The sequence below is a fragment of the Mesorhizobium sp. WSM4850 genome, assembly GCF_055811735.1.
This window is the reverse complement of sequence record NZ_JBVVPV010000009.1, coordinates 1-26,429: the sequence shown is the minus strand read 5'-3', so window position 1 is coordinate 26,429 and position 26,429 is coordinate 1. Positions and strand designations below refer to the sequence as shown.

At 63.1% G+C, this 26,429-nt stretch carries 36 protein-coding genes and 1 tRNA gene; 12 read left to right on the top strand and 25 right to left on the bottom strand.

Annotation, left to right across the window (positions count from 1 at the left end; translation table 11 throughout):
• Nucleotides 1–118: 118 nt before the first annotated feature.
• Nucleotides 119–289, top strand: a complete 171-nt coding sequence (locus tag AC0L2Z_RS11885; protein WP_023798595.1) for a hypothetical protein — start codon at nt 119–121, stop codon at nt 287–289.
• A gap of 88 nt (nt 290–377) precedes the next feature.
• Here the strand turns inward: AC0L2Z_RS11885 and AC0L2Z_RS11880 are convergent, their stop codons facing one another.
• The 7 genes from AC0L2Z_RS11880 to AC0L2Z_RS11850 all read right to left on the bottom strand — a co-directional run bounded on the left by AC0L2Z_RS11880 (nt 378) and on the right by AC0L2Z_RS11850 (nt 6,090).
• The gene (locus AC0L2Z_RS11880) at nt 378–965 is read right to left on the bottom strand and encodes an acyltransferase (RefSeq protein ID WP_473628087.1); all 588 of its coding nucleotides are present in this window, start codon (nt 963–965) and stop codon (nt 378–380) included.
• Nucleotides 966–998: 33 nt separating this feature from the next.
• Complete coding sequence (locus tag AC0L2Z_RS11875) at nt 999–1,889, bottom strand: SGNH/GDSL hydrolase family protein (RefSeq protein WP_473628085.1); 891 nt, start codon at nt 1,887–1,889, stop codon at nt 999–1,001.
• Complete coding sequence (locus AC0L2Z_RS11870) at nt 1,886–2,758, bottom strand: hypothetical protein (protein WP_473628083.1); 873 nt, start codon at nt 2,756–2,758, stop codon at nt 1,886–1,888. The genes AC0L2Z_RS11875 and AC0L2Z_RS11870 overlap by 4 nt, the downstream gene beginning before the upstream one ends.
• A complete protein-coding gene (locus tag AC0L2Z_RS11865) occupies nt 2,755–3,132 on the bottom strand; it encodes a hypothetical protein (RefSeq protein ID WP_473628081.1) in 378 nt (125 codons plus the stop codon). The genes AC0L2Z_RS11870 and AC0L2Z_RS11865 overlap by 4 nt, the downstream gene beginning before the upstream one ends.
• Nucleotides 3,119–3,736, bottom strand: a complete 618-nt coding sequence (locus tag AC0L2Z_RS11860; protein WP_473628080.1) for a hypothetical protein — start codon at nt 3,734–3,736, stop codon at nt 3,119–3,121. Before AC0L2Z_RS11860 ends, AC0L2Z_RS11865 begins: the two co-directional genes overlap by 14 nt.
• A 309-nt stretch (nt 3,737–4,045) precedes the next feature.
• Entirely contained in the window at nt 4,046–4,369 is a 324-nt protein-coding gene (locus AC0L2Z_RS11855; protein ID WP_473628078.1) for a Bbp19 family protein, read from the bottom strand.
• Nucleotides 4,366–6,090, bottom strand: a complete 1,725-nt coding sequence (locus tag AC0L2Z_RS11850; protein ID WP_473628077.1) for a portal protein — start codon at nt 6,088–6,090, stop codon at nt 4,366–4,368. Before AC0L2Z_RS11850 ends, AC0L2Z_RS11855 begins: the two co-directional genes overlap by 4 nt.
• Before the next feature lie 127 nt (nt 6,091–6,217).
• On the opposite strand from AC0L2Z_RS11850, the gene AC0L2Z_RS11845 reads away from it, so the two are divergent.
• On the top strand, nt 6,218–6,835 hold the full coding sequence (locus AC0L2Z_RS11845) for a methyltransferase domain-containing protein (RefSeq protein ID WP_473628076.1): 618 nt from the start codon (nt 6,218–6,220) through the stop codon (nt 6,833–6,835).
• 309 nt (nt 6,836–7,144) lie between these two features.
• Here AC0L2Z_RS11845 and AC0L2Z_RS11840 read toward each other — a convergent pair whose 3' ends face one another.
• The 4 genes from AC0L2Z_RS11840 to AC0L2Z_RS11825 all read right to left on the bottom strand — a co-directional run bounded on the left by AC0L2Z_RS11840 (nt 7,145) and on the right by AC0L2Z_RS11825 (nt 9,841).
• Nucleotides 7,145–7,642 (bottom strand): hypothetical protein, encoded by a 498-nt coding sequence (locus AC0L2Z_RS11840; RefSeq protein WP_473628074.1) that lies wholly within the window; start codon nt 7,640–7,642, stop codon nt 7,145–7,147.
• A gap of 113 nt (nt 7,643–7,755) precedes the next feature.
• Nucleotides 7,756–8,511: a phage terminase large subunit family protein gene (locus AC0L2Z_RS11835; RefSeq protein WP_473628072.1), complete on the bottom strand. Its 756-nt coding sequence runs from the start codon at nt 8,509–8,511 to the stop codon at nt 7,756–7,758.
• A 291-nt stretch (nt 8,512–8,802) separates the two neighbouring features.
• On the bottom strand, nt 8,803–9,351 hold the full coding sequence (locus tag AC0L2Z_RS11830; protein ID WP_287052791.1) for a terminase large subunit domain-containing protein: 549 nt from the start codon (nt 9,349–9,351) through the stop codon (nt 8,803–8,805).
• A 79-nt stretch (nt 9,352–9,430) separates the two neighbouring features.
• Entirely contained in the window at nt 9,431–9,841 is a 411-nt protein-coding gene (locus AC0L2Z_RS11825; protein ID WP_473628071.1) for a hypothetical protein, read from the bottom strand.
• A gap of 346 nt (nt 9,842–10,187) precedes the next feature.
• Between AC0L2Z_RS11825 and AC0L2Z_RS11820 the strand changes: the two genes are divergently transcribed.
• Nucleotides 10,188–10,493, top strand: coding sequence for a hypothetical protein (locus AC0L2Z_RS11820; protein WP_023803842.1), 306 nt, complete (start codon nt 10,188–10,190; stop codon nt 10,491–10,493).
• A gap of 52 nt (nt 10,494–10,545) precedes the next feature.
• Here AC0L2Z_RS11820 and AC0L2Z_RS11815 read toward each other — a convergent pair whose 3' ends face one another.
• Nucleotides 10,546–10,980: a DoxX family protein gene (locus AC0L2Z_RS11815; protein WP_128174995.1), complete on the bottom strand. Its 435-nt coding sequence runs from the start codon at nt 10,978–10,980 to the stop codon at nt 10,546–10,548.
• Nucleotides 10,981–11,252: 272 nt separating this feature from the next.
• Nucleotides 11,253–11,999: a tryptophan 2,3-dioxygenase family protein gene (locus AC0L2Z_RS11810; RefSeq protein WP_128170516.1), complete on the bottom strand. Its 747-nt coding sequence runs from the start codon at nt 11,997–11,999 to the stop codon at nt 11,253–11,255.
• Nucleotides 12,000–12,154: 155 nt separating this feature from the next.
• Here AC0L2Z_RS11810 and AC0L2Z_RS11805 point away from each other — a divergent pair, with 155 nt between their 5' ends.
• Entirely contained in the window at nt 12,155–12,628 is a 474-nt protein-coding gene (locus AC0L2Z_RS11805; RefSeq protein WP_473628070.1) for an Lrp/AsnC family transcriptional regulator, read from the top strand.
• Nucleotides 12,629–12,720: 92 nt separating this feature from the next.
• Here the strand turns inward: AC0L2Z_RS11805 and AC0L2Z_RS11800 are convergent, their stop codons facing one another.
• The gene (locus AC0L2Z_RS11800) at nt 12,721–12,882 is read right to left on the bottom strand and encodes a hypothetical protein (protein WP_156941651.1); all 162 of its coding nucleotides are present in this window, start codon (nt 12,880–12,882) and stop codon (nt 12,721–12,723) included.
• A gap of 93 nt (nt 12,883–12,975) precedes the next feature.
• Entirely contained in the window at nt 12,976–13,362 is a 387-nt protein-coding gene (locus AC0L2Z_RS11795; RefSeq protein WP_287176245.1) for an ester cyclase, read from the bottom strand.
• Between the two features lie 122 nt (nt 13,363–13,484).
• Between AC0L2Z_RS11795 and AC0L2Z_RS11790 the strand changes: the two genes are divergently transcribed.
• From AC0L2Z_RS11790 to AC0L2Z_RS11780, 3 genes are all read left to right on the top strand, one after another.
• A tRNA-Gln gene (locus AC0L2Z_RS11790) sits at nt 13,485–13,558 on the top strand.
• Between the two features lie 113 nt (nt 13,559–13,671).
• Complete coding sequence (locus AC0L2Z_RS11785; protein WP_473628069.1) at nt 13,672–13,854, top strand: DUF3606 domain-containing protein; 183 nt, start codon at nt 13,672–13,674, stop codon at nt 13,852–13,854.
• Between the two features lie 165 nt (nt 13,855–14,019).
• On the top strand, nt 14,020–14,349 hold the full coding sequence (locus AC0L2Z_RS11780) for a GYD domain-containing protein (protein ID WP_027155386.1): 330 nt from the start codon (nt 14,020–14,022) through the stop codon (nt 14,347–14,349).
• Between the two features lie 69 nt (nt 14,350–14,418).
• Here AC0L2Z_RS11780 and AC0L2Z_RS11775 read toward each other — a convergent pair whose 3' ends face one another.
• The 3 genes from AC0L2Z_RS11775 to AC0L2Z_RS11765 all read right to left on the bottom strand — a co-directional run bounded on the left by AC0L2Z_RS11775 (nt 14,419) and on the right by AC0L2Z_RS11765 (nt 18,439).
• Nucleotides 14,419–16,566 carry an EAL domain-containing protein gene (locus AC0L2Z_RS11775; protein ID WP_473628067.1) on the bottom strand — a complete coding sequence of 716 codons (2,148 nt, stop codon included), beginning with the start codon at nt 16,564–16,566 and terminating at the stop codon, nt 14,419–14,421.
• Between the two features lie 162 nt (nt 16,567–16,728).
• Nucleotides 16,729–17,328 (bottom strand): YdeI/OmpD-associated family protein, encoded by a 600-nt coding sequence (locus AC0L2Z_RS11770; RefSeq protein WP_473520153.1) that lies wholly within the window; start codon nt 17,326–17,328, stop codon nt 16,729–16,731.
• 208 nt (nt 17,329–17,536) lie between these two features.
• Nucleotides 17,537–18,439, bottom strand: coding sequence for a S1C family serine protease (locus tag AC0L2Z_RS11765; protein WP_023803851.1), 903 nt, complete (start codon nt 18,437–18,439; stop codon nt 17,537–17,539).
• On the opposite strand from AC0L2Z_RS11765, the gene AC0L2Z_RS11760 reads away from it, so the two are divergent.
• Together AC0L2Z_RS11760 and yghU are read left to right on the top strand one after the other, a co-directional pair.
• On the top strand, nt 18,327–18,593 hold the full coding sequence (locus AC0L2Z_RS11760) for a hypothetical protein (RefSeq protein ID WP_473628148.1): 267 nt from the start codon (nt 18,327–18,329) through the stop codon (nt 18,591–18,593). The genes AC0L2Z_RS11765 and AC0L2Z_RS11760 overlap by 113 nt on opposite strands.
• Before the next feature lie 72 nt (nt 18,594–18,665).
• Nucleotides 18,666–19,532 (top strand): glutathione-dependent disulfide-bond oxidoreductase, encoded by an 867-nt coding sequence (gene yghU / locus AC0L2Z_RS11755; protein ID WP_287259922.1) that lies wholly within the window; start codon nt 18,666–18,668, stop codon nt 19,530–19,532.
• 712 nt (nt 19,533–20,244) lie between these two features.
• Here yghU and minE read toward each other — a convergent pair.
• The 4 genes from minE to AC0L2Z_RS11735 all read right to left on the bottom strand — a co-directional run bounded on the left by minE (nt 20,245) and on the right by AC0L2Z_RS11735 (nt 22,820).
• A complete protein-coding gene (gene minE, locus AC0L2Z_RS11750; protein ID WP_023803855.1) occupies nt 20,245–20,517 on the bottom strand; it encodes a cell division topological specificity factor MinE in 273 nt (90 codons plus the stop codon).
• Nucleotides 20,514–21,329 (bottom strand): septum site-determining protein MinD, encoded by an 816-nt coding sequence (gene minD, locus AC0L2Z_RS11745; protein WP_023803856.1) that lies wholly within the window; start codon nt 21,327–21,329, stop codon nt 20,514–20,516. The genes minE and minD overlap by 4 nt, the downstream gene beginning before the upstream one ends.
• A 105-nt stretch (nt 21,330–21,434) precedes the next feature.
• Nucleotides 21,435–22,217, bottom strand: coding sequence for a septum site-determining protein MinC (minC, locus tag AC0L2Z_RS11740; protein WP_023803857.1), 783 nt, complete (start codon nt 22,215–22,217; stop codon nt 21,435–21,437).
• 165 nt (nt 22,218–22,382) lie between these two features.
• Nucleotides 22,383–22,820, bottom strand: a complete 438-nt coding sequence (locus tag AC0L2Z_RS11735) for a hypothetical protein (RefSeq protein WP_128170524.1) — start codon at nt 22,818–22,820, stop codon at nt 22,383–22,385.
• A gap of 276 nt (nt 22,821–23,096) precedes the next feature.
• Here AC0L2Z_RS11735 and AC0L2Z_RS11730 point away from each other — a divergent pair, with 276 nt between their 5' ends.
• On the top strand, nt 23,097–23,795 hold the full coding sequence (locus AC0L2Z_RS11730) for an SOS response-associated peptidase (protein WP_473628066.1): 699 nt from the start codon (nt 23,097–23,099) through the stop codon (nt 23,793–23,795).
• A gap of 11 nt (nt 23,796–23,806) precedes the next feature.
• Here the strand turns inward: AC0L2Z_RS11730 and AC0L2Z_RS11725 are convergent, their stop codons facing one another.
• Nucleotides 23,807–24,067 carry a hypothetical protein gene (locus tag AC0L2Z_RS11725; RefSeq protein ID WP_473628064.1) on the bottom strand — a complete coding sequence of 87 codons (261 nt, stop codon included), beginning with the start codon at nt 24,065–24,067 and terminating at the stop codon, nt 23,807–23,809.
• A gap of 4 nt (nt 24,068–24,071) precedes the next feature.
• Nucleotides 24,072–24,332: a hypothetical protein gene (locus tag AC0L2Z_RS11720; protein WP_023803861.1), complete on the bottom strand. Its 261-nt coding sequence runs from the start codon at nt 24,330–24,332 to the stop codon at nt 24,072–24,074.
• Nucleotides 24,333–24,467: 135 nt separating this feature from the next.
• Here AC0L2Z_RS11720 and AC0L2Z_RS11715 point away from each other — a divergent pair, with 135 nt between their 5' ends.
• The gene (locus AC0L2Z_RS11715; RefSeq protein WP_128247673.1) at nt 24,468–24,647 is read left to right on the top strand and encodes a hypothetical protein; all 180 of its coding nucleotides are present in this window, start codon (nt 24,468–24,470) and stop codon (nt 24,645–24,647) included.
• A gap of 510 nt (nt 24,648–25,157) precedes the next feature.
• Nucleotides 25,158–25,439 (top strand): GNAT family N-acetyltransferase, encoded by a 282-nt coding sequence (locus AC0L2Z_RS11710; RefSeq protein WP_473628062.1) that lies wholly within the window; start codon nt 25,158–25,160, stop codon nt 25,437–25,439.
• Nucleotides 25,440–26,140: 701 nt separating this feature from the next.
• On the opposite strand, the gene AC0L2Z_RS11705 is transcribed toward AC0L2Z_RS11710, so the two are convergent.
• Nucleotides 26,141–26,429: hypothetical protein (locus AC0L2Z_RS11705; RefSeq protein ID WP_473628147.1), on the bottom strand; the 289-nt coding region annotated here is incomplete at its 5' end.

Genomic DNA, 26,429 nt, shown 5'->3' with positions numbered 1-26,429 from the left:
TTGAACCCTTCCGGTCAAGCCAGCAAACGCGCGCATCGGCGGTTGACTCTTCGGCTGGGGAAGTTCTCTAATTGCTGCATCGCACATCATCATTGAATTGCACAGCGGAGTTGAACCGATGGCCGTGCGCATCAAACTGCCGGGCGGCACCTTGAAGGTAAAAGTCTATCGCGAATTGCGGGGGCGCGAACGCGAGCGTCGTGTGCCGGTCATGAAGGTGGGTTCGCTGTATTTTGTCTGGTGGTCGAACAGCCAGCCGCACAACAAGCCGCAAGACAGCCGTCATTAGCCCGTTGCCATTCGCCCGCGCCTTGGCGCAAGCGAATGGTTGGCGCTCTATGATGGGACGACGCTCATTGATGAGCGAAGGCATCATTTCATTTCACCAGGTCGCGGTCCGGCCGCACCAAAGCGTCGGCCGGAACATCCGACCGTACGATTGAGCCGGCTGAAATTATCGCCCGGTCGCCGATGGTGACACCCTTCATTATCATGGCACTGTTGCCGATCCAGACATCATCTCCGATTGTGATCGGTGCTGAGCGGATGCCTGGGTCGACGCGCGGATGGCCTTCGCGAAAGATGGCCTGCATCTGCGCAAAACGCTTCTGCGGGTCCATGGGATGCGAGTTGGTATCGTGGATCGCCACCCCCCACGAGACGTGGACATGTTTGCCGATCTTGATCCCCACCGGATTCGATGACCAAATCGTCGAGCCTGGACCAAGGTAGAACCAGTCATCGATATTGATCCGACCCTCATGGGCAAAGACCTGCAGATGTCCGTCCAGATGGCAGTCCGCGCCGATTGAGACCCGGGACCTGTCGCCATGAATATTGAAGATCTCCGCCCCGGCACCGAACTTCGTGCGCGGCCCGATGACGGCATTCTCCCTTGCGGCGCCTGTGGCGATCCATGACAGAAACCGGCGGCGAACAGCGAGAATAGTGGAGAAGATACGCATTTGCGAACATCTGCCACACGCCACCATTTCAGTCTAGGCATCGAAGAGACCCCGACGCACCATTTGACGCAGGCATTCGGCGTCATAGGTGGCATGGCGCAGGCTGCCGGCTGCATTCGGATGCAGCTCGTCCGACATGTGTAGTGTCGACGTGAGGTAGCCCATGCCGCTCTGGGAAATGTCGATGAACGGGATTCCGAGCGCATGTGCCACATAGCGCTCCGCCTCGAAGAACTGATCGATCGTGTTGCCCTGACCGTTGACACGTCCGATTCGGTGGGTCGCGTGGCTGGGACCGCCGCTGTACGTTCCGATCATGACGATTTTAGCGCTCGGTGCCTGCAAGCGGATAGCGACGCCGGCCGCCCACAGCGACCCATAGTGAGTGGCATAGGTCGTGTCGCCGAAGGCACCCAGAGGCGTCTCTTGCGCGCCGAAGGCGTTCGGGCCGGGCTCCAGAGTGACGATCTCCGTATCGGCCGGAATTTCGACGATTCTGTTGGACATTCCGTAGCTCGGGTAACCAGTCGTGCTCAGCCCCAGCGCAGAGCCGCTGACGCCAAGATTGGTAAGTATCATCCCCGTCTGTCCGGCGAGTAAAGGCGCATAGTAGGCGCCGATCGTGATGCTTGAGCCAAGCGCTGCCCATTTTTTGTCGACAAGAGCAGCCGAGCCGTCATCATACGGGGCCCCGCCGAGGCTGGTCGGGTCGGACAGGACACCCAAGTATAGGCCGTCACTACGGATAGCAGTTGCGCCTGCGCTGTGCGCCCACGGCAAAACCGAAAGATCTTCCGAAAATAAATTGAGGTTCGGGCCGTCGTTGATCCTTATAGTCGAGGACTGCACGTGCAGGCCGGACACCCCGTCACCAACGTAGGGGTGGGCCCCTGTGGGAGAGAATATCCGGTGCTGCGGGTTCATCCGCCCGCAACATCTGCCTCTTGATTTATCTTGATCTTGTACCAGCCGCCACCTAGCGGAGCGATCGAGGCCGTAGCCGGAAACGGAAACGTCGAGTTGATTGCGACGGACCCCACTTCGATATTGGCCGTAACGTCGTAGCGAGCGCCTGAGTTGGAGAACAGGTTGAGCCGGAGGCGTTCATCACGCTTCGCGATAACCTCGATCTCGACGTCATCGCCGATAACAAGTCCGGTACGGGGTTGCCAGAAGGCCGGGCTTCCCGAACCCACTGGTTCCACTAGCTTGGTGGCCGTAAGCCTGCCGTTGATTAGTACGTCCAGCCGGTTCACGGCATCTTCAAGTGCCGGGACAACAAGCGCCTCCGGCGTGGCCGTATTGATCACGTCAGCAAGGTTCTGCCGAGTGAACGTCAGGCTCGTCGGGTCGCTGCTCGGGAACAGGTTGACGGTCGTTCCCTGCTTCTGCATGACATGCTTCCGGACGTATATCCCGAACACGCAATCGCCTGTATAGGCGGTGGGAGATATGCGGCACTGTGCATTGCCCGGCCCAGTTGCGGTTATCTGGGCAGTCACCTTGAACTTATACCACCCGACGCCCAAGGCCGTCGCGACGGCGCTGATTAGATTAGCCCCACCAGAAGCAATGATGGTCCCTTCCAATAGATTGAGCGTAGCATTGTACGCCGCCCCCACTGAGGTGCTGATAAGCTGGACAGTCCCGCGTTCATCCGCCTCAGCTTCAACAATGTGCTCAAGAGTATCGCCTCTGACATATGGGACGGCGGCTCTGTAGAGGGACGGGTTGATGCCCGCCCCGGCTGCCTCAATGAGCTTTGCAGTTGGGACACTGGCACCCTCGATCATGAGGATACGGTCCACGTCAGACAACAGCGAGGAAGTTGCCGCCCGAACGCCGTGTCGGTCGCCGCCGGCCCCAACGTCACATTGTAGAGGCCCAGAACGCCGGCTGAAACCTCGGTCCAAAAATACTCACCAACCTCGACATTCCGGCCCAAAACCGCCGCCGCACTTGCGCCAGCAAGCCCAGCAGAGGCCGCGAAGCGGAAAGCTGGCGCCGCCGTGTAGGAACCGGGTGCCGTGATCAGGATCATCGTCACAGCACCGCCAGCGACCACGAAGCGGCCTGCTGCGCCAGAACCGGCGCCGCCGGCAAACGCCAGATCGAAAGTGCCGTCCATGCCGCCGGCGCCGCCGACCAGGGTACTAAAGCCAGCCACGCCAAAGCCGACTGCGGCGGCCGTCGTCGGGAAGATGCCCTTGCCATACAGCGACGCGTGCGTGCCGCCTGGGCGCCGTCCAGGTTGGCCGCCGTGGAGCGACATCGGCGGCGGTCTGTCCGGTATTGGCAGCGGACGTGGACGCGCTGGCGGCGGCTTGGCCGGCGCTGGCCTCGGTGGCATGCTTCAGCGCCTGCGTTCCATCGCGCAGCGTCACCACCGCACCGACCACCTCCGCAATGTCGGGCGGCACGAACGGCGCAATGGCGATGGCATCGCTGCCCACCACAGGCTCGTCAGCGCTGAATTCAAACACCCAGCCGGCATTGATTGTCCCAACCTGGGTGTGGACCGTCGTTCCCTTCTGCAGGGTGCGGGCGGTGCGGGCGTCGGCGGCGCGGAACCATTCGCCTTCGCTCACCGTGTAGATGCCGTTCTGCGTCGGGTCGGCCTGGTCCTTGACCAGCACGCGGTCGCCGACCTCGGCCGGCACGCCGTCGATGGTCTGCAGGCGATGCAGCAGGATGCTGGCCGTGGTCGCCAGGCGCACGGGTTCGCGTTCGCCGGTCGGAAGTCGAACGGCGGCAGTTGCGGGTCGGGCCATCAGGCTTAGCTCCATGAAAAAGCCCCGCGAAGCGAGGCTTGAAAGTGATTTCAGCGGGCGCGGGACGCGCGGTCCATGGCACCTCGGCGATGGCCGAACCCCCGCGCCTTCGTCATCCCAGTGCGGAGCAAGGAGCGAAGCGACGCAGCGCAGACCCTGGGATCCGTTCCGTTACCTTGAAGCGTTGCTGCGGTGCAGTACCTTTGATCGCCGAGGGACAGCGCCCGGACAGCGCCCCCTCTGTCCTGCCGGACATCTCCCCCACACAGGGGGAGATTGGCAGCTTCGCCGACACCTCACCCCTTACCCCTACCTCCCCTCCAGCCGCGCCGCCTTCTCCAGCGCCGCCAGTTGCGCTTCGTCCAGTGTCAAAAACCCCACGATGTGCTGCACCACTTCGGCGCGCGCGTTGCTCAGCGCGCTGTGCAGCTCGAAGCCGTTCGGCGTCCTGGTCTTGGCCAGCCACTCGCCGTAGGACGGGCGGCGGTAATAGCCGGTCGCCGCCGTCAGGTCGGCCAGCACCATCTCGCCGTCCTGGCCCGAGAACACCCTGAGATAGGCCCTGGTCAGCGCATCCTGCGCCCTGGCCGGGCCGCCGGCCTGGCGCGAATGGGCGAAGCGCTTGCCGCTCATGCGCCGCTCTCGCCGCCCTGCGGCATCAGCCCGCTGAGACTGTCGAGCAGGCCGCTGTCGCGCGCCTGGACCGCCGCCGGCACGGCATCCCTGGCAAACTTGCCGGCGGCGGAGATCGCCGCCATGCCGGCCTGCGCTTGTTGCGCCCTGGCTCGGGCATCGCGAATATCAGCCACCTCGTCCTGGCGGCGAAAGATGCGCTGCGGGCTGCGGCCGGCGCTCTGCACGATCTTCAGCGCCTCGTCGCCGTCGATATTGTCCATGACGCCGGGGTCGAACTGCGCCATCTGCATGGCCGTGGTCACCACCTGGATGGTGTCGCGCGCCTCGGCCGAGCGGCGCAGCACGTCGAGCGGACCGGTGAAGGTCGGCCGCACCGCCTTGCCGGCGAGCCTCGCCGGCGGCAGGAACCGGCTGTCTTCCTCATACAATCCCTTGTCGTCGAGGATACCGAGCTCGCGGTCGAGATTCGAGGCAAAGCCGGCCTGGATGATCGAGCCGGAGGGCCGGAGCAGCGCGCCCTTCTCCTCCTGCCGGATCAAGGCTTCGGTGGCCGTCATCTGCGGGTTCTGCACAAGCGTCTGGAACAGGTTGACGAACATCATGTCGCGGATCTCCTCGGCCCGGCTTTCCGCGTAGTCGAATGCATGGGTCGGGTTCTGGCCCACAGCGATCGGCGCAATCAGCGGCCGGCCATTGTCGTCGATGAGGCCGGGATAATTCTCGCCGGGATTGAGCACCGGCACATAGTCGAGCCGCGCCTTCGACGCGGTCGCCGGATCGGTGATCTGCTGCAGCGCCCTGAGGCCCGAGCGGCGCACGGCATTTTCCTCGCGCACCGTGGTCAGCGCCTCGATGGTCGGCGAGATGCCATAGGGGTCGCCCTCATGGCGGCGCCAGTTGAAGCAGGAGACCGGGAAAGAGCGGAAACCGCTCTCCCTGACGATGACCTCCTCGTCCTCGACGACGTGATAGGAGGCGAAGGCCGTGTCGAGATACTGGTGGGTGCCGGAGAGCTGGTACATCTTGCGCTCGTCGCGCGGCTGGATGCACTGGATCAGCGAGATCCTGGTCTCGCATTTGGCCGGGTCGTCGACCAGCATCTTGATCCGCGCCGGCAGCTTGTCATAACCGAGCAGCTGCGCCGCCTGCCGTGCCGTGCGCTCATAGCGGCGGTGGAAAATGTCGACCTGGCCCCAGCGGTTGCGGCAGAGATAGCCCTCGACCACCGGGATCGAGGCATAGCGGATCAGCGTGCCGCCAAAGCCCTCCTCGGCGTAGAGATAGGCCGGGCCATAGCGCACGACGTTGCGCAGGCAGGCCTGCGTCGCCGGCACGAAATTCGAATTGGCGGAATAGCGCAGCGCAAACAGGAAATCGCGAAGCGCCTCCGCCCATTCCTTCTCCTCCTCGCTCTCCTCGTCATTCACGGCGGCGGTCGACAGCCCGTGCCATTTCTCCGACTGCGGAATCACCAGGCTTTCCAGCCCCGCAGCCAGCCGGTTGGCGGCCGAGTTGATGGTGTTGGCGTAGACTCGGGCGCCGCGCCGCTGCTGCCGCTCGGCCTGCGGTTCCGCGCCCCGGCGCCCACTCCAGACATCGGGCGCGTCGGGGTCGCAGAATTCCGACACCGCCTCCCAGACAGCCTCATACGGGCTGCGCTCGCTCTCCAGTTCCGCCTGGCGCGACAGGATATCGTGGGCACGGGAAGCGCTCGCCATGGCATTTCCTTGTTCTGATGTATCAGCTTGTTCGAAGCCCAGATATTGCCAAGGCCAGGTCGAATTTTGTTCGCTTTTGCGATGTTCAAGGGGCGCGGGGCGGCGACTCAAGGAGATCGATTTGACAATGACGGAAAGCCTACCCGGCGCCCTGAAGCGGCGAAGCAAGCAGGTTGCAAAGCGGCTGATCGGCTACGATTCCCGCAACTGGCTGCGCATCAGGCAGATCGAGGCGTTCACCGCGTTTCTTGAGGCCGACGGCCGCAAATCCTCAGACGTGATCGAGATCTCGCCCGGCTGGAACCGCCACTGGAAGACGATTTGCTCCAACTATACATCGGTCGATTTCCCTGATTTCGACATCTGCAAGGACCGCACCGACCGGCAATATTCCGTCGTCATCGCCGACCAGGTGCTGGAGCATGTGCAGCGCCCGTTTGCCGCGGCACAGAATATCCACGCCATGACCCGGCCGGGCGGCTGGGCGATGGTGGCGACGCCGTTCCTGTTCAGGGTGCATGCCAGGCCGCACGACTACAACCGCTGGACCGCCGCCGGCCTCAAGCAGATCCTGGTCGAGGGCGGCTTCCCCCAGGCAAACATTGAAGTGTTCAGCTGGGGCAACAAAGCCTGCGCAAAAGCCCATATCGGCGGGCCGGTGCGCGCCTACGGCCTATGGCGCGACCTCAGCAACGACGAGGAATATCCGCTGATGGTCTGGGCCTTCGCGCGCAAGCCAGGGTGAGAGCGCGCAGAGTTCGACGTCGGTGCTTGAACACCCCCCTCTGGCCTGCCGGCCATCTCCCCCTCATGGGGGGAGATTGGCAGCTTCGGCGTTTCGCCAGCCTTCCAGCGTTGGTGGTTGGCGAAAGCTGAGGTGACATCCAATCTCCTCCCTTGAGGGGGAGATGTCCGGCAGGACAGAGGGGGGTGCTGCTAGACGCTACCCTCCTCCCCACATCAAATCCCCAGCAGCACGCGGCGCTGGCCGCTGAGTTCGCTCGGCGACAAATCGGTCTTGACCGTGCCGGCGGTTCCCTCGCGCTGCTCGAGCTCAGCCCGGAGCGCTGCTTCGCGCGCCTGCACGTCCTTGTCGGCAATGGTCGGTGCCGGTGGCAACGGCTTCAGCGCCGGCGGCTTTTGAAAAAGGCACATGGTTCCAGCTTTCTCCAAAGTCAGACGACCCAAAGTCAGACGACCTTGTCCAGTCGTAGAGCAAAAAATCTTCGCCGTTCTTGCCATAGCCCGGCAGGCGGCAGCGTTGCGTGGCGCCCAGCCGGGCCAGCCAGCGCAGCGCCAGTTCATTGGTGGCCAGCGCCCGGGCCTCGACCCGCCAGGCGCCGTGCGCGGCAACCTGCGGACCCACCACCGCGTGAAAGAACGTCGTGATCCCAGGCACGCAGCGCCTCATGCGGCGCGTGCCCCAGCTCCAGGCGATCCATAGGCCGCCGCGCTGCTCGGCGGCGCCAAAGCCGGCCTCCGGATTGCCGTTCAGCTCGGCGACATAGCCAAACCCTGCAGCGCCGTCAGCGCCAGCAGCGCCGGCGACCATTCGTCGAACTGGCAGTCGATCTCCGTCCGGTCCTCGGGCCGCAGGTTGGCGGCGATGTAGGAGAGGTCGCGCAGCGTAGCGCTGACAATGCGACGGTCATCGGCGGGGTCCCCTCACCGGAACGCCCCCAGCGGATCGCTCTGCCCTGGCTTTCGCCGTGCCGTCTTGAACTCCGCCGCGTCGACCACCGCTTCCCTCAGCATCATCACACCATAGCGTGTCGCCGCCATCAGGTCGTCGCGCAGCTTCACCACCTGGCCGTCTTTGCGATGGTAGAGCCGAAGCTCCTCGAACCAGGGCAGAAGCGTCGAGAACACCTTGAAGCGGCCGCTCTGCATGCGGTCGAGCATCTCGATCAGCCCGGCCTCGACCGACACCGAACCGTCGGCGAACTGCGCATGGCTGGAAAGCATGTTCAGACCATGCGCGCCATATTGCCGGGCAAGTGCCACGCCCGCACCTTCCAGCGTCTCGCGGCGGCCGTCGCGCGGCCACGCCCAGGGCAGCCATTCGCCCCACGGTTGCAGGGTCAGCGCCTGCATGGCCGGCGTTTGCTGCGAGGCGCGGCAGGCTTTTGCGACATAGACGACGTCGGCCTCCGTGTCCCAGGCGAGATCGACAGCAGCGGAAGGGTGATCCCAGCCGAAATCCAGCGCCCCGAGCCGCGGCCAGTAGCGCGGCAGCCGGAACGGCTCGCAGGCAATCAGTTCCTCCGCCACCGGAAAGATGCGGCCGGAGCCCAGCACCGGAATGCCCCTCGCCCGCGCCTCGCGCTCATGCGCCGGATAGGCCGATACGATCGCGGCGCGCTGCTGCGGCGTGTAATGCTCGGCATCATCGATGGTCATGAAGGTGACGTGGCGGGTCATTTCTTCGCCCTCGCACTTGAATCATGTTGGCAGGCGCCGGCCGTATGGTGTTGTTTGGCCAAGATTTTTCTGGCCAAGGCGGCCGCTCTCCCTTCTCCCCTTGTTGTGGGAGAAGGTGGCCTCGCCCACGGGTCTTGCCTCCGGCAAGCCCGAGGACAGGCTCCGCGAGGTCGGATGAGGGGTGTTAAAGCTTGGCAAAAACCGCACTCCGTCCAGCACCCCTCTTCCGTCTCGGCGCTGCGCGCCGATCCACCTTCGCCCACAAGGGGAGAAGGCAAGGCCGCCGCCCCCTCACCCCATCCCCTCCACCTCTTCCGCCGACAGAAACAACAGCACCACTTCCGACATGCCGAGCAACGGCGTGAAGGTGACTATGGTGATGCCGCCTGTGGCGTTGGTGCGGGTCAGGCCTTCGGAATAGATGTCGAGCGGTGGTTCCTCGTCGAACCAGACGCCGTGCAGCGTTTCGCCCTGCCACTTCTCGCGGCCCTTCTCAAAACTCTTGAACGACAGCACCGATTCATCGGCCTGCACATCACCGCCGCCGCCATGGCGCACGACGACGCTGTCCAGCCCATGCGGCGCGCCGCGCCCCATGATGGTGCTGACAATGGCGTCGGCCGGGATCATGCCGGTGCCCCACGCCGCCGGCTGCTGCGGCGGGCCGATCAAAATGCGCTGCGGGTTGTCGCGCGTGCCCTCGGCGGTGACGCCCGCCGCCCACAGCCGCACGGCCGTGTCAAAAACCTTGCCTTGCCACCACTCGGGATAGCGGCCGGTGAGATGCATCGCCCATTCGGCGCCGCCGGCCCTTGTCTTGCCGAGCTGGTTGCCGGCCATGAACAGGCGTTCTCGGTTGGCAGCACCGGCCGCATGGAACTCGGCCTGTCGCGGATAAGGCCGGTAGGCGGCAAGCTGGTTAGTGCGCCGCCTCCGGTCCAATTCCCTGAGCAGGCTCAGATACTCGGTCTTCGCCGTCGCAGCCCGGCTTTGCGAGGCACGGTCCTGCGACGCCGGACTTTTCGAGAAACGGCCGCAGGACGGCTTCGAGGCCGCGGATGCGCTGCCTGATTTCGTCATCGCTCAGTGCTTCCAGACTGTTGATGTTGAGATGCAGATCCTTGGGCAGCACCGACAGCACGATCTTCAGATACTGATCGGGCTTTTCGGTACGAACCTCGGCGATGACACCGGCGCCATGCGCCCGGAAATCGGCGCGGATGGTTTCCAGAAAACCATCGGCCAGCGTTTTTTTCGCTCGCTTCAGCCGGCCGGAAGGCTTGGGTTCGGCCACATCAGCCGGTTCGTCGTCGAAAGGATTCTCGGCCATGGCCTACCGCGATGCTGGTGATTGGCGAAAGCCGAGGTGACATCCGATCGCCCCCAAGTGGGGGAGATGTCCGGCAGGACAGAGGGGGGCGCTGTCCCGCCGACATTTGATATCGGCAACACAGGCACGAACTTGTGAGAAGGCTTGAATTAAAAAAACCCGCCTCGGTGGGCGGGTCGTTGGCGCAAATCAGCACCATGACTATATTCCTAGCATAGCTGCCGTCACAAAGCAAGCGAAATCTCGCGGGCCGGCCTAAAATTCGGCTGCGCGCCGCGCTATGCTGCAGCTGTCCGGATCGGAACCGGCGCTCGCGCGTTTGCAATTTGCCAATGGGAGCAAAGCCATGAATGTCGCCAATCTGCAACTCGAGGGCCTGCTGATGGCCGTCGCATCGATCAATCAGGTCCTTGTCCGCAAGGGCGTGCTGACGGTCGAAGAGATAGACATCGCCTTGCGCAAGGCCGAAGCCAGCGAGACCAGCGAGGAGCGCTCAGAAGGCATGTCGGCCTCGAGCCGCGATGCCGTCAACTTCCCGATCCGGCTGCTGGAACTGGCGAACCAGTGTCAGCCGGAGGCGGACATGCCGTCCTTCTCCAAACTGGCGCGCATGGTCGGCCAGATGAAGGAACCCTACAACGACCAGATGTGACGTCGCGATCGCCCCCGTCCGGTCGGACCGCCGCTTGCCAGCCGAGCTACGATCAGCTGGCCGATGCAGGCTTCCAGGTCAGCACACGGCCCGGCCCATGCACGGCGGCAAACAGCAGCCCGGCCAGGAAAGTAAAATGATCGACGAAAAAGCCGAACTCGGCCTGGTTTCCGGCCCAGTGCGACGGCCCGTGGAAGGCAAAGGCGAGGAACAGCACATAGGCTCCGGCGACAAGAGCGGCCTGCGAGAACAAGGCGCCGGTCAGGAAGCACAGCACGAGGACGACTTCGAGCACGGCCGCGCACCAGGCCAGAAACAGCGGGAACGGAAATCCGGCGGCGGCGATGTAGCCCGCGGTGGCGCCCATGTCGATGAATTTGAAGGTCACCGCCATGAGGAAGACGGCTGCGAAGATCAAGCGGCCAGTCAGGATTGCCGCGGTCTGCCACGGTGGTTGAGCCGGTGATTGGGTGGTTTCCGATGACATGCCGTCCTCCAGGGTTGCGACCGATTTCGCCCCAAGGACGTTGCACCAGCCGCAAACCCGACATCATCCCCCGAGAATACTGGCTGAGACAGCGCAAGCAGCCAGGCCGCTGCAGGACTGGGTTCCTCTCCCCCACCGAAGTGGGGGAGAGGTGGCGCGGCGAAGCCGCGACGGAGAGGGGGACAGCGCCTGCAAAGAAAAGGCCCCTCTCCGGCCGCTTCGCGGCCACCTCTCCCCCCGCTTCGCGCGGGGCGAGGAACCCAAGCCTGGATCTACTCGGCCGCGTGGTGGCTGATCGGTGCCCGCACAGTCCCATACTGGCCGCTCCAGCGGTCGGTCATGTCGCAGCGTATGTCCCACAGCTCCGGGAAGAAGCGATGCAGGGCGCCGGCCTGCAGCAGTTCGACCGGCCGGCCCTTGAGCGATTTCGAGCCGAGCCCGATCGAGCGGTGGATGAGATAAAGATGATTGGCGCGGAATTTCTGGAACAGCTCGTCGAATTCGATCAGCGCCTCGGCGACGACATAGCTGTCGCCGTGATCATAGCTGACATCGTAGACATCCTCGACCGAGAGCCCGCGACCATCGAGATAGGACGCCTTGAACGCCCGCCACAGGTCCGGCGGCATGCGCAGCAAGAGCCTGAAGCCCGGCGATTCCTGGCCGCTGCCGTTGCCGAGCTGCAGCCGAATCTCCTGGTATTCCTTGGGCGACATGGTTTCGAGCAGGTCGAGCTGCGCCGTCATCAGGCGCATCAGCCGATGCACCCGCCCCATCAGCGTGACGATGCGATGGGTGTTCTGCTGCTCGAGGAAGTCGACGACATCGACCAGCGTGTAGGCGATGAGCTTCATCCACAGCTCCTCGACCTGGTGGACGATCTGGAACTGCAGCTCGTCGGCATTGACCATCTCGGCCAGCGGCTTCTGGCAGGCGAGTAGCTTGTCGCAGCTGAGGTAGACCCCATAGTCGCGCATCTCGGGCGCTTCGATACGGGCGTAATAATCCGGCTTGTGCATGGCAGCTGCTCCTTTGCCCGGCCCATAGGGCTCCCTGTTCGGTCCGAGCCCGCAGTTTAGTCGCTTTTCACTTGAACATTGTTCCTTTGTGTTATCCAAATGCCAGAAAATGGAGGACGAATGTTCGTGCATCGCGAAGGTTTGGAGAACGTGTGATGCTGGATGCGGTCGACCGGAAGATCGTCGCGGCGCTGGAACGCGATGCGCGCACCTCCTTCGCAGTGCTCGCCGACGAGGTCGGCTTAAGCAAGACGCCGTGCTGGAAGCGGGTCAAGGCGCTGGAGGACGCCGGCATCATCCGCGGCTACTCGACGCGGGTCGACCCGGCCAAGCTCGGCTTCGGCATCGAAGCTTTCATCCAGGTGTCGATCGATTTCGAACTCTCCGAAGCCTTCGAGGCCGCCGTCCAGGCGCATCCGCTGATCCGGCGCTGCCACGCCACGACAGGCGAGGCCGACTATCTCCTGCAGATCGTGGCCGTCGACATGATGGCGCTGGACAGGATGCTGCGCGTCGAGCTCAGCCGCCTGCCGGGCGTGCGCCGCACGATCACCTCGATGGCGATGCGCGAGATCAAGGATGACATTTCTTTCGCCAATGCCGTGGGGCATGCCCAGCAGAATCGATAGCATAGCGGGCCGGCAACGGTCTTGCCCCGGTCTGGTCGCGTCGCACCGCTATTTTTCGCTTACCTTAGGGGTTTGGGCGCGGTATCCGCGACTTAAGGCGTGTAGCCCAGCGCTGCCAGGGCCGACAGCCCTGCAGCCAGGCCAATTGCGATAACAATGCCGAAATGCCGTTCCAGGAATTTGCGCCCCTGCCAGTCGTATCGCATATCTGAAAACTCCGCCGCGTAATCTGGGGCAGCGTGTTCAGGCGTCAAGGCCGGGTCCTTGACAGGCGGTAGACAGGCAGTTGCCATTGTTCATATCGTGGTTCATATCGGAACGTGGAACGACGGCCGAGCATTCCTGCGCTAAAGCTGAGCTTCGATGGCAGCCTTGTCTATGACAGACCATACTTCTACAATCTTTTTGTCCCCAAATTCATAGATAACATTCTCGGCAAAGGAAACTCTCCTCCCATTTACAGGGAGGCCGAGGAAGCTTTCTTTCGGCGCGCAGTCGAACCCGAGCCGGCTCGCTATGTAGGGCGGATCGGAAATCAGCATCTGGACGTTGAAATAAAGGTCCGGAATTTCAGCAAAGTCTCTCTCCAGCATTTTGCGATAATCTGATAGACCGAGCCGCCGACCGTTGTGGACCACTTCATCATCAACGAACTGCCCCAGCTTCGGCCAGTCCTGCTTGTTCAGGCAGGCAATGTAGTCTCGGTAGATGTCGGAGAGGTCGGTTCTAGTCACGGCGATTGCTCCCGTCCCTGCAAGGCCCCGCCGAAAGGGCGTGTCTCATGCTCGAGCCGATGATGACATGAAGCAGCTTCATGCGCGGATGAGAAAGTGCTAGATAGCGTCACTTCCTCTATTCCCGCTTCGTCTAATGGTAGGACAGCGCCCTTTGAAGGCGTGAATCGTGGTTCGAGCCCATGAGCGGGAACCAGCATCGCCCCGCCGGGCAACCGGTCAGACCGGCGTGCCTCCCCTTTCCAAACTGGCATGGATGGTCGGGCCGACCAAGGAACCCTATAACCACCAGATATGATGGAGGACGACATGGCCGACGACAAATCCAGGAGCAAGCAGGACCGCAAACCGGCCGCCGGCGAGAAGCCTTACGACGTAGCGGCGTTTGCGAAAAAATATGGTATACCGCCGAGCGAGGCCGCGACCATCATCAAGCGGTACGGGCCTTCGAGAAAGAAGCTCGACGCGCATATGGCGAGCCGCAACGCCTGACCCGCATCGGCGGCGGCCTGCAGGATAGGTGTTGCGATTATATTAGCCTGAGCGCATATTTTGTCAGCCGGTGAACCAACCAAGCCGGTCAGGCTCGGCGCCAGCCCCTCCCTCGATCCCCTCGACGCCGAGCCGCTGGGGGATCGGCGGCCCTGGAGGCGAACCATGCCCATGTATCTCTCACGATTCAGCTATACGCCCGAGACCTGGGCGCGCCTGATCGAAAACCCCGAGGATAGACGCGAGGCAGCCCGCACCTACATCGAATCGGTAGGCGGAAAGCTGCACGGGTTCTGGTACGGCTTCGGAGAGCACGATGGCTGGAACCTGTGGGAAGCGCCCGACAACGTTTCGATGGCATCGGTCATGCTTGCCATTGGTGCGGGAGGAGCGCTCAGTTCGTACGAGACCACCGTTCTCCTGAGCGTCGAAGAGACGATGCAAGCGCTTGGCAAGGCGAAGTCGGTCCGCTATCGCCCGCCGGGAAAGTCCTGACCAGTCGCGCATCACGGCGCCGGACCGGTTTCGCGGACTTTTCGCCCGGTTAGCCCGGAGAGATCCGGGCTAGGCTCGCCGTCCGGCTGGTGCCGGCGCGCTCGCCCGTGTCTTGCTCGCCCGTGCCACGCTCGCTTGTGTCGCGCTCGCCCGGGCCGCGCACGCCCGCGCCACGATCGCCTGCAGCGGTTCCGGCCGGTGCAGCAGAAATCCCTGGCCGAAGGCAATGCCCATATCCGCGAGGATGTCGAGCGCATCCTGCGCTTCGATCTTCTCCGCCACCACGGAGCAGCCGAGGCTCCTGGCGATGCCGGATATCGCCGAGACGATCTCGCGGTCGAAGCGGCTATCGGCAATATGCTCGATGAACGAGCCGTCGATCTTGATCGTGTCGACGGGAAAGCGCCGGAGATATTCGAACGAGCTCATGCCCGCCCCGAAATCGTCGAGGCTGACGCGGCAGCGCCGCTCGCGCGCCTTGCCGACGAACTGCTCGGCAGCTGCGAAATTGGTGACCGCGGCGGTTTCGGTGATCTCGAAGCCGATGCCGGAATGCGGCGCCCCGGTCTCGGCGATGATGGCGTCGACGAAATCCCAAAGCTGCGGGTCGCTGAGCGTCTGCGCCGACAGGTTGAAGCCGAGCGTGAGCGCCCCTGACTTCAGCGCCGGACCATGAAGCGACAGCGCCGTCCTGATGATCCAGCGGTCGAGCCGCGAGGCGACGCCGAACCGCTCCGCCGCCGGGATGAACTCGCCCGGCGGGATCAGCCGCCCGTTGCGGCCGGCGAGCCGCGCCAGGACCTCGACATGGCGGCTTTCTTGCCAGGGTTTTCCGAGCTGGTGGATTTCCTGGCCGAACAGTTTCAGCCTTCCGTCCGCCATGGCGTCGACGGTGTCGGCCGCCAGCCGCGCCGCATTGAGCCCGCTGGAACCGGACGTCGTCTCGGGCGAGAACACCGCGAAGCGATTGCGCCCGGCAGCCTTGGCCGCATAGCAGGCGTCGTCGGCGCAGGCGAGCGCGTCGGCCACTGCGGTATTCGCATCGGCGACAAAGGCGATGCCGATGCTGGCCGCGAGCTTGCGCGACGTCGCCGTCAAGCCGAGATCGGCATCGCGAACCGCCGCGAGAACGGCGCCGGCGAGACGCTCGGCTTGCGCTGCGTCGCAATCAGGCACCAGCAGCGCGAACTCGTCGCCGCCGAGGCGCGCGGCGTGCACCGACGGCGGCAGACAGCCCAGAATGCGCTCGGCGACGCTCTTCAGGGCAAGGTCGCCGGCGGCGTGGCCGGCGAAGTCGTTCAGTGCCTTGAAGTAGTCGAGATCCACGTAGAACACCGCGAGCCGGCGCGCCGTTGCGATGTGCTTGGCCAGCAGCCGGTCGAAAGCGGCGCGGTTCAAAAGGCCGGTCAGCGCGTCATGGCGGGCCGCATGGGCAAGTTCCTGCTCGCGTTGCTTCGCCTCGGTGATGTCGCGCACCGTGCCCAGGATCTGGCCCGACGACTGGGCGTCGGCGAACCGTATCAGCGATTCGAGATGTCGGATTTCGCCGTCCCGCTTGATGATGCGGTATTGCACGGCGACGACCTTTTGCGTTTGCAGCGGCGCCAAATGGGCCCGCTCGGCGTCGGCCCGGTCGTCCGGATGCAGATAGCTGTGCCAGAGGTCTTGCGACACTTCGTCGGTGTCGGCGACAAGCCCGTAGATGTCCCGCGTCCGCTTGTCCCAGTAGCTTTTGCGTGTGGCGAGATCGTGGTGCCAGATGCCGGTGCCGCTGGCCGCCAATGCCAGGCGAAAGCGGACGTTGACCTGTTCAAGCTCTGCTTCCGCCTGCTTCTGCTTGGTGATGTCGGTCTGGACGCCCATCAGTCTGACCGGCCGGCCTTCGGCGTCGCGTTCGACCACTCCGCCGCGATCGAGAACCCATACCCAGTGACCGGATTTGTGCTTCAGCCTGAGCTCGGTCTCGATCGAATCGGTCAGGCCGGCAATGTGGCGTTCGCCGCTGGCCAACGCCCGCTCGCGATCGTCGGGATGCGTCAGCTGCAGCCAGAGATCGCTTGTCTCGGCAAGCTCACCCTCGCCATAGCCGAGCATCTGCAACCACATCGCCGAGTAGAAACAGTCGCCGCTCCTGAGATCCCAATCCCAGACGCCAAGATGCGCGCGTTCGAGCGCCAGCTCCCAGAACTCTCCGTCGCGATTTTTCTTTTCGGCCATGCTCTGGACTTCGCCTGCCTCGTCGCCGCTATTATGAGGCAAAAGCAAAGAAGAATCCGTTACTGCGCAGCGGCTGGGGTGGACGGCCAATTTCTCTCACCCTGACACCCACGAGGCGGGAACTTTGCCGCAATGGCAGCCACAGCCGCGACGGCGCCAGCCTCACTTCTTCCCTTGCGGGTAGATCGCCTCACCGCGCTTCAGCATCTCGACGAAGGCGGCGATCTTCTTCTCGCGGCCAGCCTCGGTCTTCATGTTGTGGATGCGGAAGGCGAGCGCGAAGCGGTTCTGCGCGCTGAGCCTTGCCAGCATCGCCTTTGCCTCGGGCTCGGCGTCTATTGCGGCCCGCAGATCCGCGGGGATTTTCATGTCCTTGCCGCTTGCATAGGCGCGCGCCCAGCGCCCGTCGGCCTTCGCCGCCTCGACCTGTTTGAGCCCATGCTCGGTCATCCGGCCCGCCTCGATCAGCCGGGCGACGTTGTCGACGTTGATCTGGCTCCAGATGCTCTTCCTGCCGCGCGGTGTGTAGCGCTGCAAATAGCTCTTGTCGTCGAGCCCCTTGCGCACGGCATCGATCCAGCCCCAGCACAGCACGACGTCGATGGCCTCCTTGGGCGTGATCGAAGGCAGTCCCGAACCGACCTTGTGGATCTTGATCCAGATTTCTGTCTCGGTGTCGTGATGCTTGCCGAGCCAGGTGTAGAAGCTCTCGGCATCGCTGAATTCGCGGACCTTGGCGGGGTCGACCTCGACTGGCGCCATCAGCGGGTCTGCCTTTCTGTGGTCGTCATCGGTTCTCCTTTGTCGCTGCTTGGCTCCGATCGAATGGAGCAACAGTGGCCTTGTTGCAAGGCCGGCGCCCATGGCGGTCCTTCAAATCGTGATGTAATAACCTGCGGCCTTCCGGCTCGGCGCTGCGCGCCGATCCACCTTCTCCCACAAGGCCCACAAGGGGGGAAGGAAAGGAGCTTCACTGCAGCTGCGGTTTCTTGAGAAAGCTGTTGCGGTCGGCCGACTTGACGCGCAGCCAGGTTTCGCGGCCGTCGCGCACAACCCGCAACGGGATCTCCGCCCCCGCCTGGTTCTGCCACAACTTGCGGTAGAAATCGGCGAGCCCGTCGACTTCGCCGTCGCGCACATCCGAGATGATGTCGCCCTGGCGCAGGCCGGCTTCGGCGGCCGGGCTGCCTTCGGCGACGCTCATCACCACGACCTCGCCATTGCTTTCGGCGGAGAAGGCGCCGAGCCATGGGCGCGGTGGCTTGGCAACCTGGCCGCGTGTCAGCAGATCGTCGAGGATGGGCGGCAGCAGGTCGATCGGCACCACCATGTTGATATCGGCGATCTCGCCGGCGCGGCTCATCTGCAGGCGCAGCGAACCGATGCCGAGCAGCCTGCCGTCCTGCCCGATGAGGGCCGCACCTCCCCATGACGGATGAGCCGGCGCGGTGAAGATCGCCTCGTCCAGCAGATATTCCCAATAGCCGGCGAATTCCTGCTTGGTGACGATGTACGCGCTTACCGCCTGGCCGATGCCGTCGGCGAGCACCACCGGGTCGCCGGCCATCGCCCTGGCCGCGTCGCCGAAAGCCACTGCGGGCAGGGAGAGCGGGGCCAGCGCCTGCACCAGGCCGAAGCCCGTTTCCTGGTCGTAGGCGAGCGCGTGCGCGGGAATCACGCGCCCGCTGTGGTCGGTCAGCCAGACTTCTTCCGCCTCGGTGATCAGATAGCCGATGGTGAGCACCAGGCCGTTGTCGCGAATGACCACGCCGCTGCCTTCCCGGCTGGTGCCTAGCGCATTCGCGGTGAAGGCATCATCCGGGATCGAAGCCCGCACCGTCACGATGGACCGCAAAATCGTATCGATGGTCATGCTCTCAATCCTGGCCATATTCACGACGACCGTTCAGAGGGCCGGCATCTTCTATAGCTATGGCGCATGTGACGAGGCGCAAGGGCCGGATGCAATCGCGCAGGCTTGCGCTGCCGATATCGACAATAGTTCAACACAAGTTGAACTTCCGTGAGCCCGCACTACCTGTATCTATGCAAGCTGATCCTCCCCAAGACCCTCTCCGCTCACATCAAAGGCCTCCGAAATGAACCAATACACACCGCCGAAAGTATGGACCTGGAACAAGGAGAATGGCGGCGCCTTCGCCAGCATCAACCGGCCGATCGCCGGCCCGACGCATGACAAGCAGTTGCCGGTCGGCAAGCATCCGCTGCAGCTTTACTCGCAGGCGACACCAAACGGCGTGAAGGTGACGATCATGCTGGAGGAGTTGTTGGCGCGCGGCCACAAAGGCGCCGAATATGACGCCTGGCTGATCAGGATCAACGACGGCGACCAGTTCGGCAGCGGCTTCGTCGAGGTCAATCCCAACTCCAAGATCCCGGCGCTGATGGACCGCAGCGGGCCAAAGCCGATCCGCGTCTTCGAATCCGGCTCGATCCTGCTGCATCTGGCCGAGAAGTTCGGCGAGTTCCTGCCGATCGAGCAGCCGGCGCGCGCAGAAACCCTGTCGTGGCTGTTTTGGCAAATGGGCTCGGCGCCCTATCTCGGCGGCGGCTTCGGCCATTTCTACGCCTATGCACCGGAAAAGTTCGAATATGCCATCGACCGCTTCGCCATGGAGGTGAAGCGCCAGATGGACGTGCTCGACCGGCGGCTGGCTGAAAGCGAATATCTCGGCGGCGACGCCTACACGATTGCCGACATCGCCGTGTGGCCCTGGTATGGCGGGCTGGCCAAGGGCCGCATGTACAACGACGCCGGCGCGTTCCTGTCGGTGCAGGAATACAAGCACGTGCAGCGCTGGGCCGACGCGATCGACGCGCGGCCGGCGGTGCAGCGCGGCCGCATGGTCAACCGCGCCTTCGGCGAGCCGGCGATGCAACTGCACGAGCGCCACGACGCCAGCGACTTCGACACCAGGACGCAGGACAAGCTGGCGGCGGAATGATCGGAGCGACGGAGCTGGAGCGGATGACGCGCTGCGCAGTATCGGGCATATGCACCCGGAGATATATACTGGTTGACTAAAGTAACGGAACGTCCAAGGCACATTCCCAGAACCGAACATGTCCGCTTTCAAGCGGTTTAGACCATACTGTCTATCTGATGAACATCATGGTCTAGGCATGTTTATATTTGTGGTGGCCGACCTGAATCTCGAAACCGCATGCAGTCTCGACGGTCCAGTACTCGCGGGTCGCGGTCACTGTGTGTCTTTCGTTCGGCCCTATAGATCAGCCGGACGACGGACAAAAAATATCCAAGCTGCAGAACGATCAAGGTGAGGACCGTCCAGCCGAGCGCCTTCCAGATTGAACCCGTTGCCAAAAAAGTCGAGAGCGCCACGACGAATGCCGCGGCGGTCATCCCCACCAGGAACTGTGGAAAATTCATCGCTCTTCAAGACCGCCCCGGAGCTTCTAACAGCCGCGACGACCACCCTTGCCCATTTACCCCGGACCAAGGTTTTCACCCTTTTGTTGGTTGCGCAAGTGGCAAATGGATGGGAAGTATTTAATGCAACCTATGGTTGATATAAATAAGAAGATGTCGGCGGGACAGTACCCCCCCTCTGTCCTGCCGGGCATTGGGGTGATGGCCGGTAGGCCAGAGGGGGGGCGCTGTCCCGCCGGCGTCAAAAACTACTACAGGCGCAACGCTCAGGCCGACATGGCCAGCGGCCTAGCGCTCTTGTTGGGGATCTGGATGTCGATCTCCAGCGTCGACATCGTCTCGCCGCGATCCATCGAGACCTGCAGATAATCCTGGTCGATCTGCACATGCCTGGCGATGACGGCCATGATCTCCTCGCGCAACACCGAGACGAGATCGGGCTGGCTGCGGTTGCGGCGCTCATAGGCGAGCAGCACCTGCAGCCGCTCGCGCGCCACCGGCGCGCTGCCGCGCCGCTTGAAGAGGTCTAACAGGCTCATGCTGCCCTCCTTCCAAAAAGCCGATCGAGAAAGCCCTTGCGCTCGAACGGCACGACGACCGGCAGGTCCTCGCCCTCGAGCCGTTTGGCCGCCTCGATATAGGCGCGGGCGGCGGAGTTGGTCGGATCGCTGAGTGTCACCGGCGACCCGAGGTTGGAGGCCTTGAGCACGTCCTGGCTCTCGGGAATGATGCCCAGCAGCGGCGTCGACAGTATCTCGAGCACATCGTCGATCGAGAGCATTTCGCCGCGCGCCGCGCGCGCCGCATCGTACCGCGTCACCAGCACATGCTTGGCGATCTGCTCGCCCCGCTCGGCCTTGACGGTCCTGGCGTCGAGCAGGCCGATGATGCGATCGGAATCGCGCACCGAGCTGACTTCCGGGTTGGTGACGATGACCGCCTCGTCGGCAAAGCGCATGGCAAGCTGCGCGCCGCGCTCGATGCCGGCCGGGCTGTCGCAGAAGACGTAGTCGAACACCGAGCTCAGCTTTTCGATCACCTCGCCGACGCCCTCCTCGGTCAGCGCATCCTTGTCGCGCGTCTGCGAGGCCGGCAGCAGGAACAGTGTCTCGACCCGCTTGTCGCGGATCAGCGCCTGCGACAGCTTGGCCGTTCCCTGGATGACGTTGACCAGGTCGAACACCACCCGCCGCTCGGCGCCCATGATCAGGTCGAGATTCCTCAAACCCACGTCGAAGTCGACCAGCGCCACCCTCTTGCCGGTTCTCGCGACGGCGGCGCCAAGGGCGGCCGTCGAGGTCGTCTTGCCGACGCCCCCCTTGCCCGAGGTGACCACCACAACTTTGCCCATCTATGCCTCCTTATTGTTGTTTGTATTGTTAAGCGTTTGATTCATGCGATGCGCTTAAGTCTTTGTTTTAATTCTAAAACTGCTGCATACTTTCGGGCGACTGCATTAGCTGAACGGCGCGATGCGCAGCGTGTCTTTTTCCAGAAACGCCTGCACCGCTTTTCCACGCAAGGCCGGCTCCATCTCCTCGGCGGTGCAATACCAGCCGTCGACCGACAGCAGTTCGGCCTCGTTTTTGCGGCAGAAGATGCGCGCCGCCGAATGGCCGAGCACACCGGCCGACGCCCGCCCGCGCAACGTGCCGTAGACGTGGATCGAGCCGGCAGCGACGATCTCGGAACCGGAGGCGACCGAGCCCAGCACGATGACATCGCCATGCGCGTGGAAGATCGACTGGCCCGAGCGAATCGGCGTCTTGACCATCAGCGTGGCCGGCGCGTCCGGCAGCCTGTCTTCTGGTTGCCTGTCTTCTGACTGCTTGCCCGGTTCCGCCCTGCCTTCTTCCGCCCTGCCCGCCTCTTCCGGCCCGCCGGCAGCCTTTTGGTCGGCCTGCATGAGCAGCCCGGCTGTGGCCTCTTTGGCGCCGATCAGCAAAGGCGGCAGACTGGGCTCAAGCACCGTGTTGCCTTCGAGCTCGATGGCATAGATGCGGATGCCGCGCAGGCCAAGCTCGGCAACCAGCGCTTCGATCTGGCTGACCGCGGGCTTCAACGTGTTGAGGTTGAGCACCACCGGGCGGCCGGCAAAATAGCCGGGAGAATTGCCGATCCAGCGGTCGAGGCTTTCCAGCCACTCCGAAAGCGGCGTCTCCGGGGTGAGCGTGAAGGCGACGAAGGAGCGGGCGCGAAAGCGAATGGATTTGGTCTCGACGGGGGCGGCGAAGGTCACGGACAGCGATTCCTTACTGATAGGTAAACGCTAGCCAGCCATGGTTAACGAAAGGTTAACGGAGGGCTGTTTGCGGCGTCCGGAAAGCTGTTACTGACAGGCTCGGCGTGTCAGCAGCCGCAGACAACGCTGGAAATCGCCGGCCCCTCCTCGACACCTTGCTGGCTAAGTGCCCTTCGCTGCGTCCTCGATCAGTTCCGCCAGCAAGCTAGAGAACCGCTCGTCAGCCCTATCCCCGATGTTTCCCACTTCTCTTGCCACAATCCCCGGCGAAGAGACCGACACTTGTCCACTCAGCTGAACGTTGACCGTGAACGTTCTTCCGACCACCTCCTTTTCCGTTCCCCGCTTCCTGTAGATTCTGAACCGAATAGATGGTGTTGATGCTTTGGCTTGGCGGCGTGGCGCGGTGTCCATCTCGACGGCCACCTCGCCTGCTACGTCAGCCCTGGCCGTTTCCAGCGACGCAACCACGACGTCGTTTAGCCAGGCCCTTGCTTGCGCGCCGAAGTCCACCCCCTCGGCCTTCTCATTGCCGACCTTCTCCTCTTGCTCACGGCGAGCTTCCTTGCCGCGGTCAAGGGCATCTTTGAACTTAGACATGGTGGTTAGCCTCCAATTGTGAGCGCATGAGACCAGCTGTCACATCGCCATGCTCCTCCTAATGGGTAGAACGCGCGCGAGCGGTGTGCGTTGCGTAGGCGGAGCCCGCGGTTCGCCGTGCTGCGCGCGGCGGTATCCTTCTGCCGCGGTCGATCGCCGGGATGGCGGCGGTGATCGTGGCGCTGTGGGCTGGGGTAGCGTGTCAGCAGCCGGCCGGAGAGCGCTGGAAATTACCTGCCCTTTCCCGCAAGATGCCTGAACATCCCTGGGCTCGACATGTGCAACCTCTACAACATCACCACCAGCCAGGAGGCGATCCGCCAGTGGACCCGCGCCTTGCGCGACAGTCTCGGCAATCTCGAGCCCTCCATCGACATCTACCCCAACCAGCCCGGCCCGGTAGTGCGCAACGCGCCGGACGGTGAGCGGGAACTGGCCAACCTGCTGTGGGGCATGCCGACGCCGGTCGAGCGCGTGAAGGGCAAGGCCGACTACGGCACCACCAACATCCGCAACCCGCAATACGGCCACTGGCAGCAATATCTCGGCGTCGAGAACCGCTGCGTGGTGCCGCTGACCAGTTTTGCCGAACCGAGCCCAACGCCGGGCGACAAGGACCCGGATACCGGTATCCAGAAAAACTACTGGTTCGCGCTGAACGAGGCGCGGCCGCTGTTCTTCTTCGCCGGCCTGTGGACGCCCTGGCAAGGCGTGCGCAAGGTCAAGGATGGCCCCGGCGAGTTCGAGCTCTACGGTTTTCTGACCACCAGGCCCAACGCCCTGATCGCGCCGATCCACGAGAAGGCGATGCCCGTGATCCTAACCACGCAGGAGGAAACCGAGACCTGGCTGACCGCACCGTGGTCGCAGGCCAGGCACCTGCAGCGCACGGCACCCGACGACGCGCTGGTGATCGTCGACAAGCCGGCGACACAGATAAAATTTCCGCCGCAGGCCCCACAGGCGCCGGTATAGGGTTCGCTGTTCTAAAGCTTGAATTGTTGCAGCACCCAGATGTAGCCCTTCGGCGGATGGTCCTGGTCGACGAACTGGGTCTTCACCGTCGTGTCCGTTCGGTTGCACCGCTTGCATCTGAATCGGATGGTCTCCAGCGGCTTGTTCCAGCCCACCACCTTGGCCACGTCGTTGGCCCGAAAACGCCCGACATGGTAGCAGTGGCCGCACTCGACGATCAGCAGCATGTTGGCCTTCGCGGCACGTCCAACGCTGTCCATCGGCCCGGCCATGGCCTCATTTCCGAGTCAAATAGCCCTCGGGAAGCGGAAGCAGGCCAAGATCCGGCATCTGGAAATCGGGCTCCTTCTCCGCTACGCTGGCCATCACCTCATGCAATTTTTCGACAAGCCCGCAAAGCTGCCAAAACAGCTCGCCATGCGCCTTCAGATGCAGTTGCGACGAAAGCACCGTCCTGCGCAGGCTGAGAGCGTCGCTGATGATCGCCTCGGCATGCCTCGCCGACAGCCTGTCAAACCGGCTTTTTCGTCTGCCCATCGCGGCTCTCCCCACTTTGTGAGCAACCGCCCCACCACCGACAAATAGGAATGTATTCCTCGCCAAGTCAATTCACACTTAACATTTTTGTTCCCGTTTTGTTCAATTTAAACAGAAACTGTCGGAGGCATCGCCATGGACCACATCGTGACGCTGGACAGACGCCAGGAGGCCGCCCTTCAGGCGATCGCCCAAAAGTTCATCGCCCAGCACAAGGGCGACGCGGTGAAGGCACTCAAGGAGATGATCGTGCTCAATGGGCACCTGCAGGAGCGGCTTGACGCCGTGGAGGGACGGCGCCGGGCGACCCGGTAAGCGCTTAGAGATGACGGTAGCAGGACGCGTGTTCAATCGTGCCGTTCGAAGGTCGGCTTAGCGCCTATCTTGGTCATTCGAAGCAATTTCGCTGTTACTCGAAAGGGGACATCGGCAGCGCGAAGCTATTGGTCCTGGTTGCGCCATGTTCAGACATTCGCGGTGCTTCTCCAGAGCGGACGTTAGCTCATCGGTAGGAGTCGACCTGCGGACCATGCCTGATGGTAGATGTAGGGAACGGCGTGACCCCCATGCGATGAAGCGGCGGTAGGCCGCCGCTCCGAATTTGAGCGGCCCGTCCGGCAACGCTATAATTGACCGGCAGGGGACGTTATCGATGACGCAAATCAGAGCCATGACTGAGCAGGACGTGCCGTCGGTATCGCTGCTCATTGGAGAGTCTTGGCGCAGGACGTACTCGCCAATCATGGGTGCCGAGACCGCGGCCCTGATTTCGGATGAAGATCACACGGCAGCGGATTGCGGCGGAACTTGACAGACACCAACAAAATGTCGTTCGTGGCAGAACGGCCAGACGGCTCGATTGCCGGCTACGCGATGGCCAAGATGAATGAAGCCGGCGACGTCATGCTTGACCGGCTCCACATCGATCAAAGCGAGTACGGCACCGGGCTAGCCGCTAATATATTGCACGCTGTCTTTGCCGCCCATTCCGGCATCCTGAGCATCGCACTCGAAGTGCTCGAGGGAAACGACCGGGCAATGGCCTTTTACCGCAAACATGGTTCGAAGTGGCCGCGTTGCACGGTGCAGAAGGCCATGCATCGGTGATTATGCGCAAACTGCTATCGCGCGCCTAGTCGGAACTCGCGCATCGAACAGTACATCACGTCTTCCGTCCCCAACGGCGGCCTCCCCGTTCGCAATCCAAATAGACGTCTTTCAGCTGTTTGATTGGCATGTCAGCGTGAGCGAGCGCGAGGGACTTAACAACTGACATGATCATTTTGAGATCCTCCCCAGTTCCCGTCGGTCAACATTCAGTCCTTGGGGTCGCAGGTGTAGTGCCGTTCGAAGGTCCCGTCCGCGCGCCGCTGCTTGTCGAAGCCGCGATGTAAGGCTCGATCGCGCGCTCGTGGACCAGCCAAAGGGGATCTCGGCCGAGGCGTAGCTACTGCCGGCGGCCAACCGTTTCGGGATCGAGGCCGAAGCGATCCTGGTGCGCTCGATCGTCGTGCCGGCCGCGCCTGCCTCCGCATGACGGATGGCGCGGCTTCGCAAGGCGCAAATGATTTCGTCACGTGAGATGCCGATGTCGCCAAGAACGTCATCGGGTAAACGGCTCAACTGGTCCGTTGCCGACAAGAGAGCTTTTCCCTCGGCGCGGAGGCGTAACCACCTGCGAAATGGACCAATGGCGGCAGCATGAATTATAACCATGATCAGATCGTACCTTCATTGATCTGAATTGACCGGTACGGAACGGCGCGAACGGCACTCCGGGCGAGAGCGTCAGCCGTCCGCGAGGCAAGTTAGGCGTAGTGGTCGATGGATTGGTTTTGCCGCCGCGTGCCCATACGGCGGGCGGTGGCTGGCCCCGGGCCACGCATGTAATAAAGCTCCGGGCGGTAGCGCGGCGCGACGAATTTGCGAAACCCCGCAGCAAGTTTTGTGACGGGAGCCAAGAATTTCATGACTGTTCCCTTTCCTTTCGCCGGCTTGCGCACGAGCCGGCGGGCCTGACGTTGCAACAAGGATATGACAGTCGAACCAGGCTCGGCTGTGGGAATTCCCACACCGGGGAAAACATTGGAAAAATCC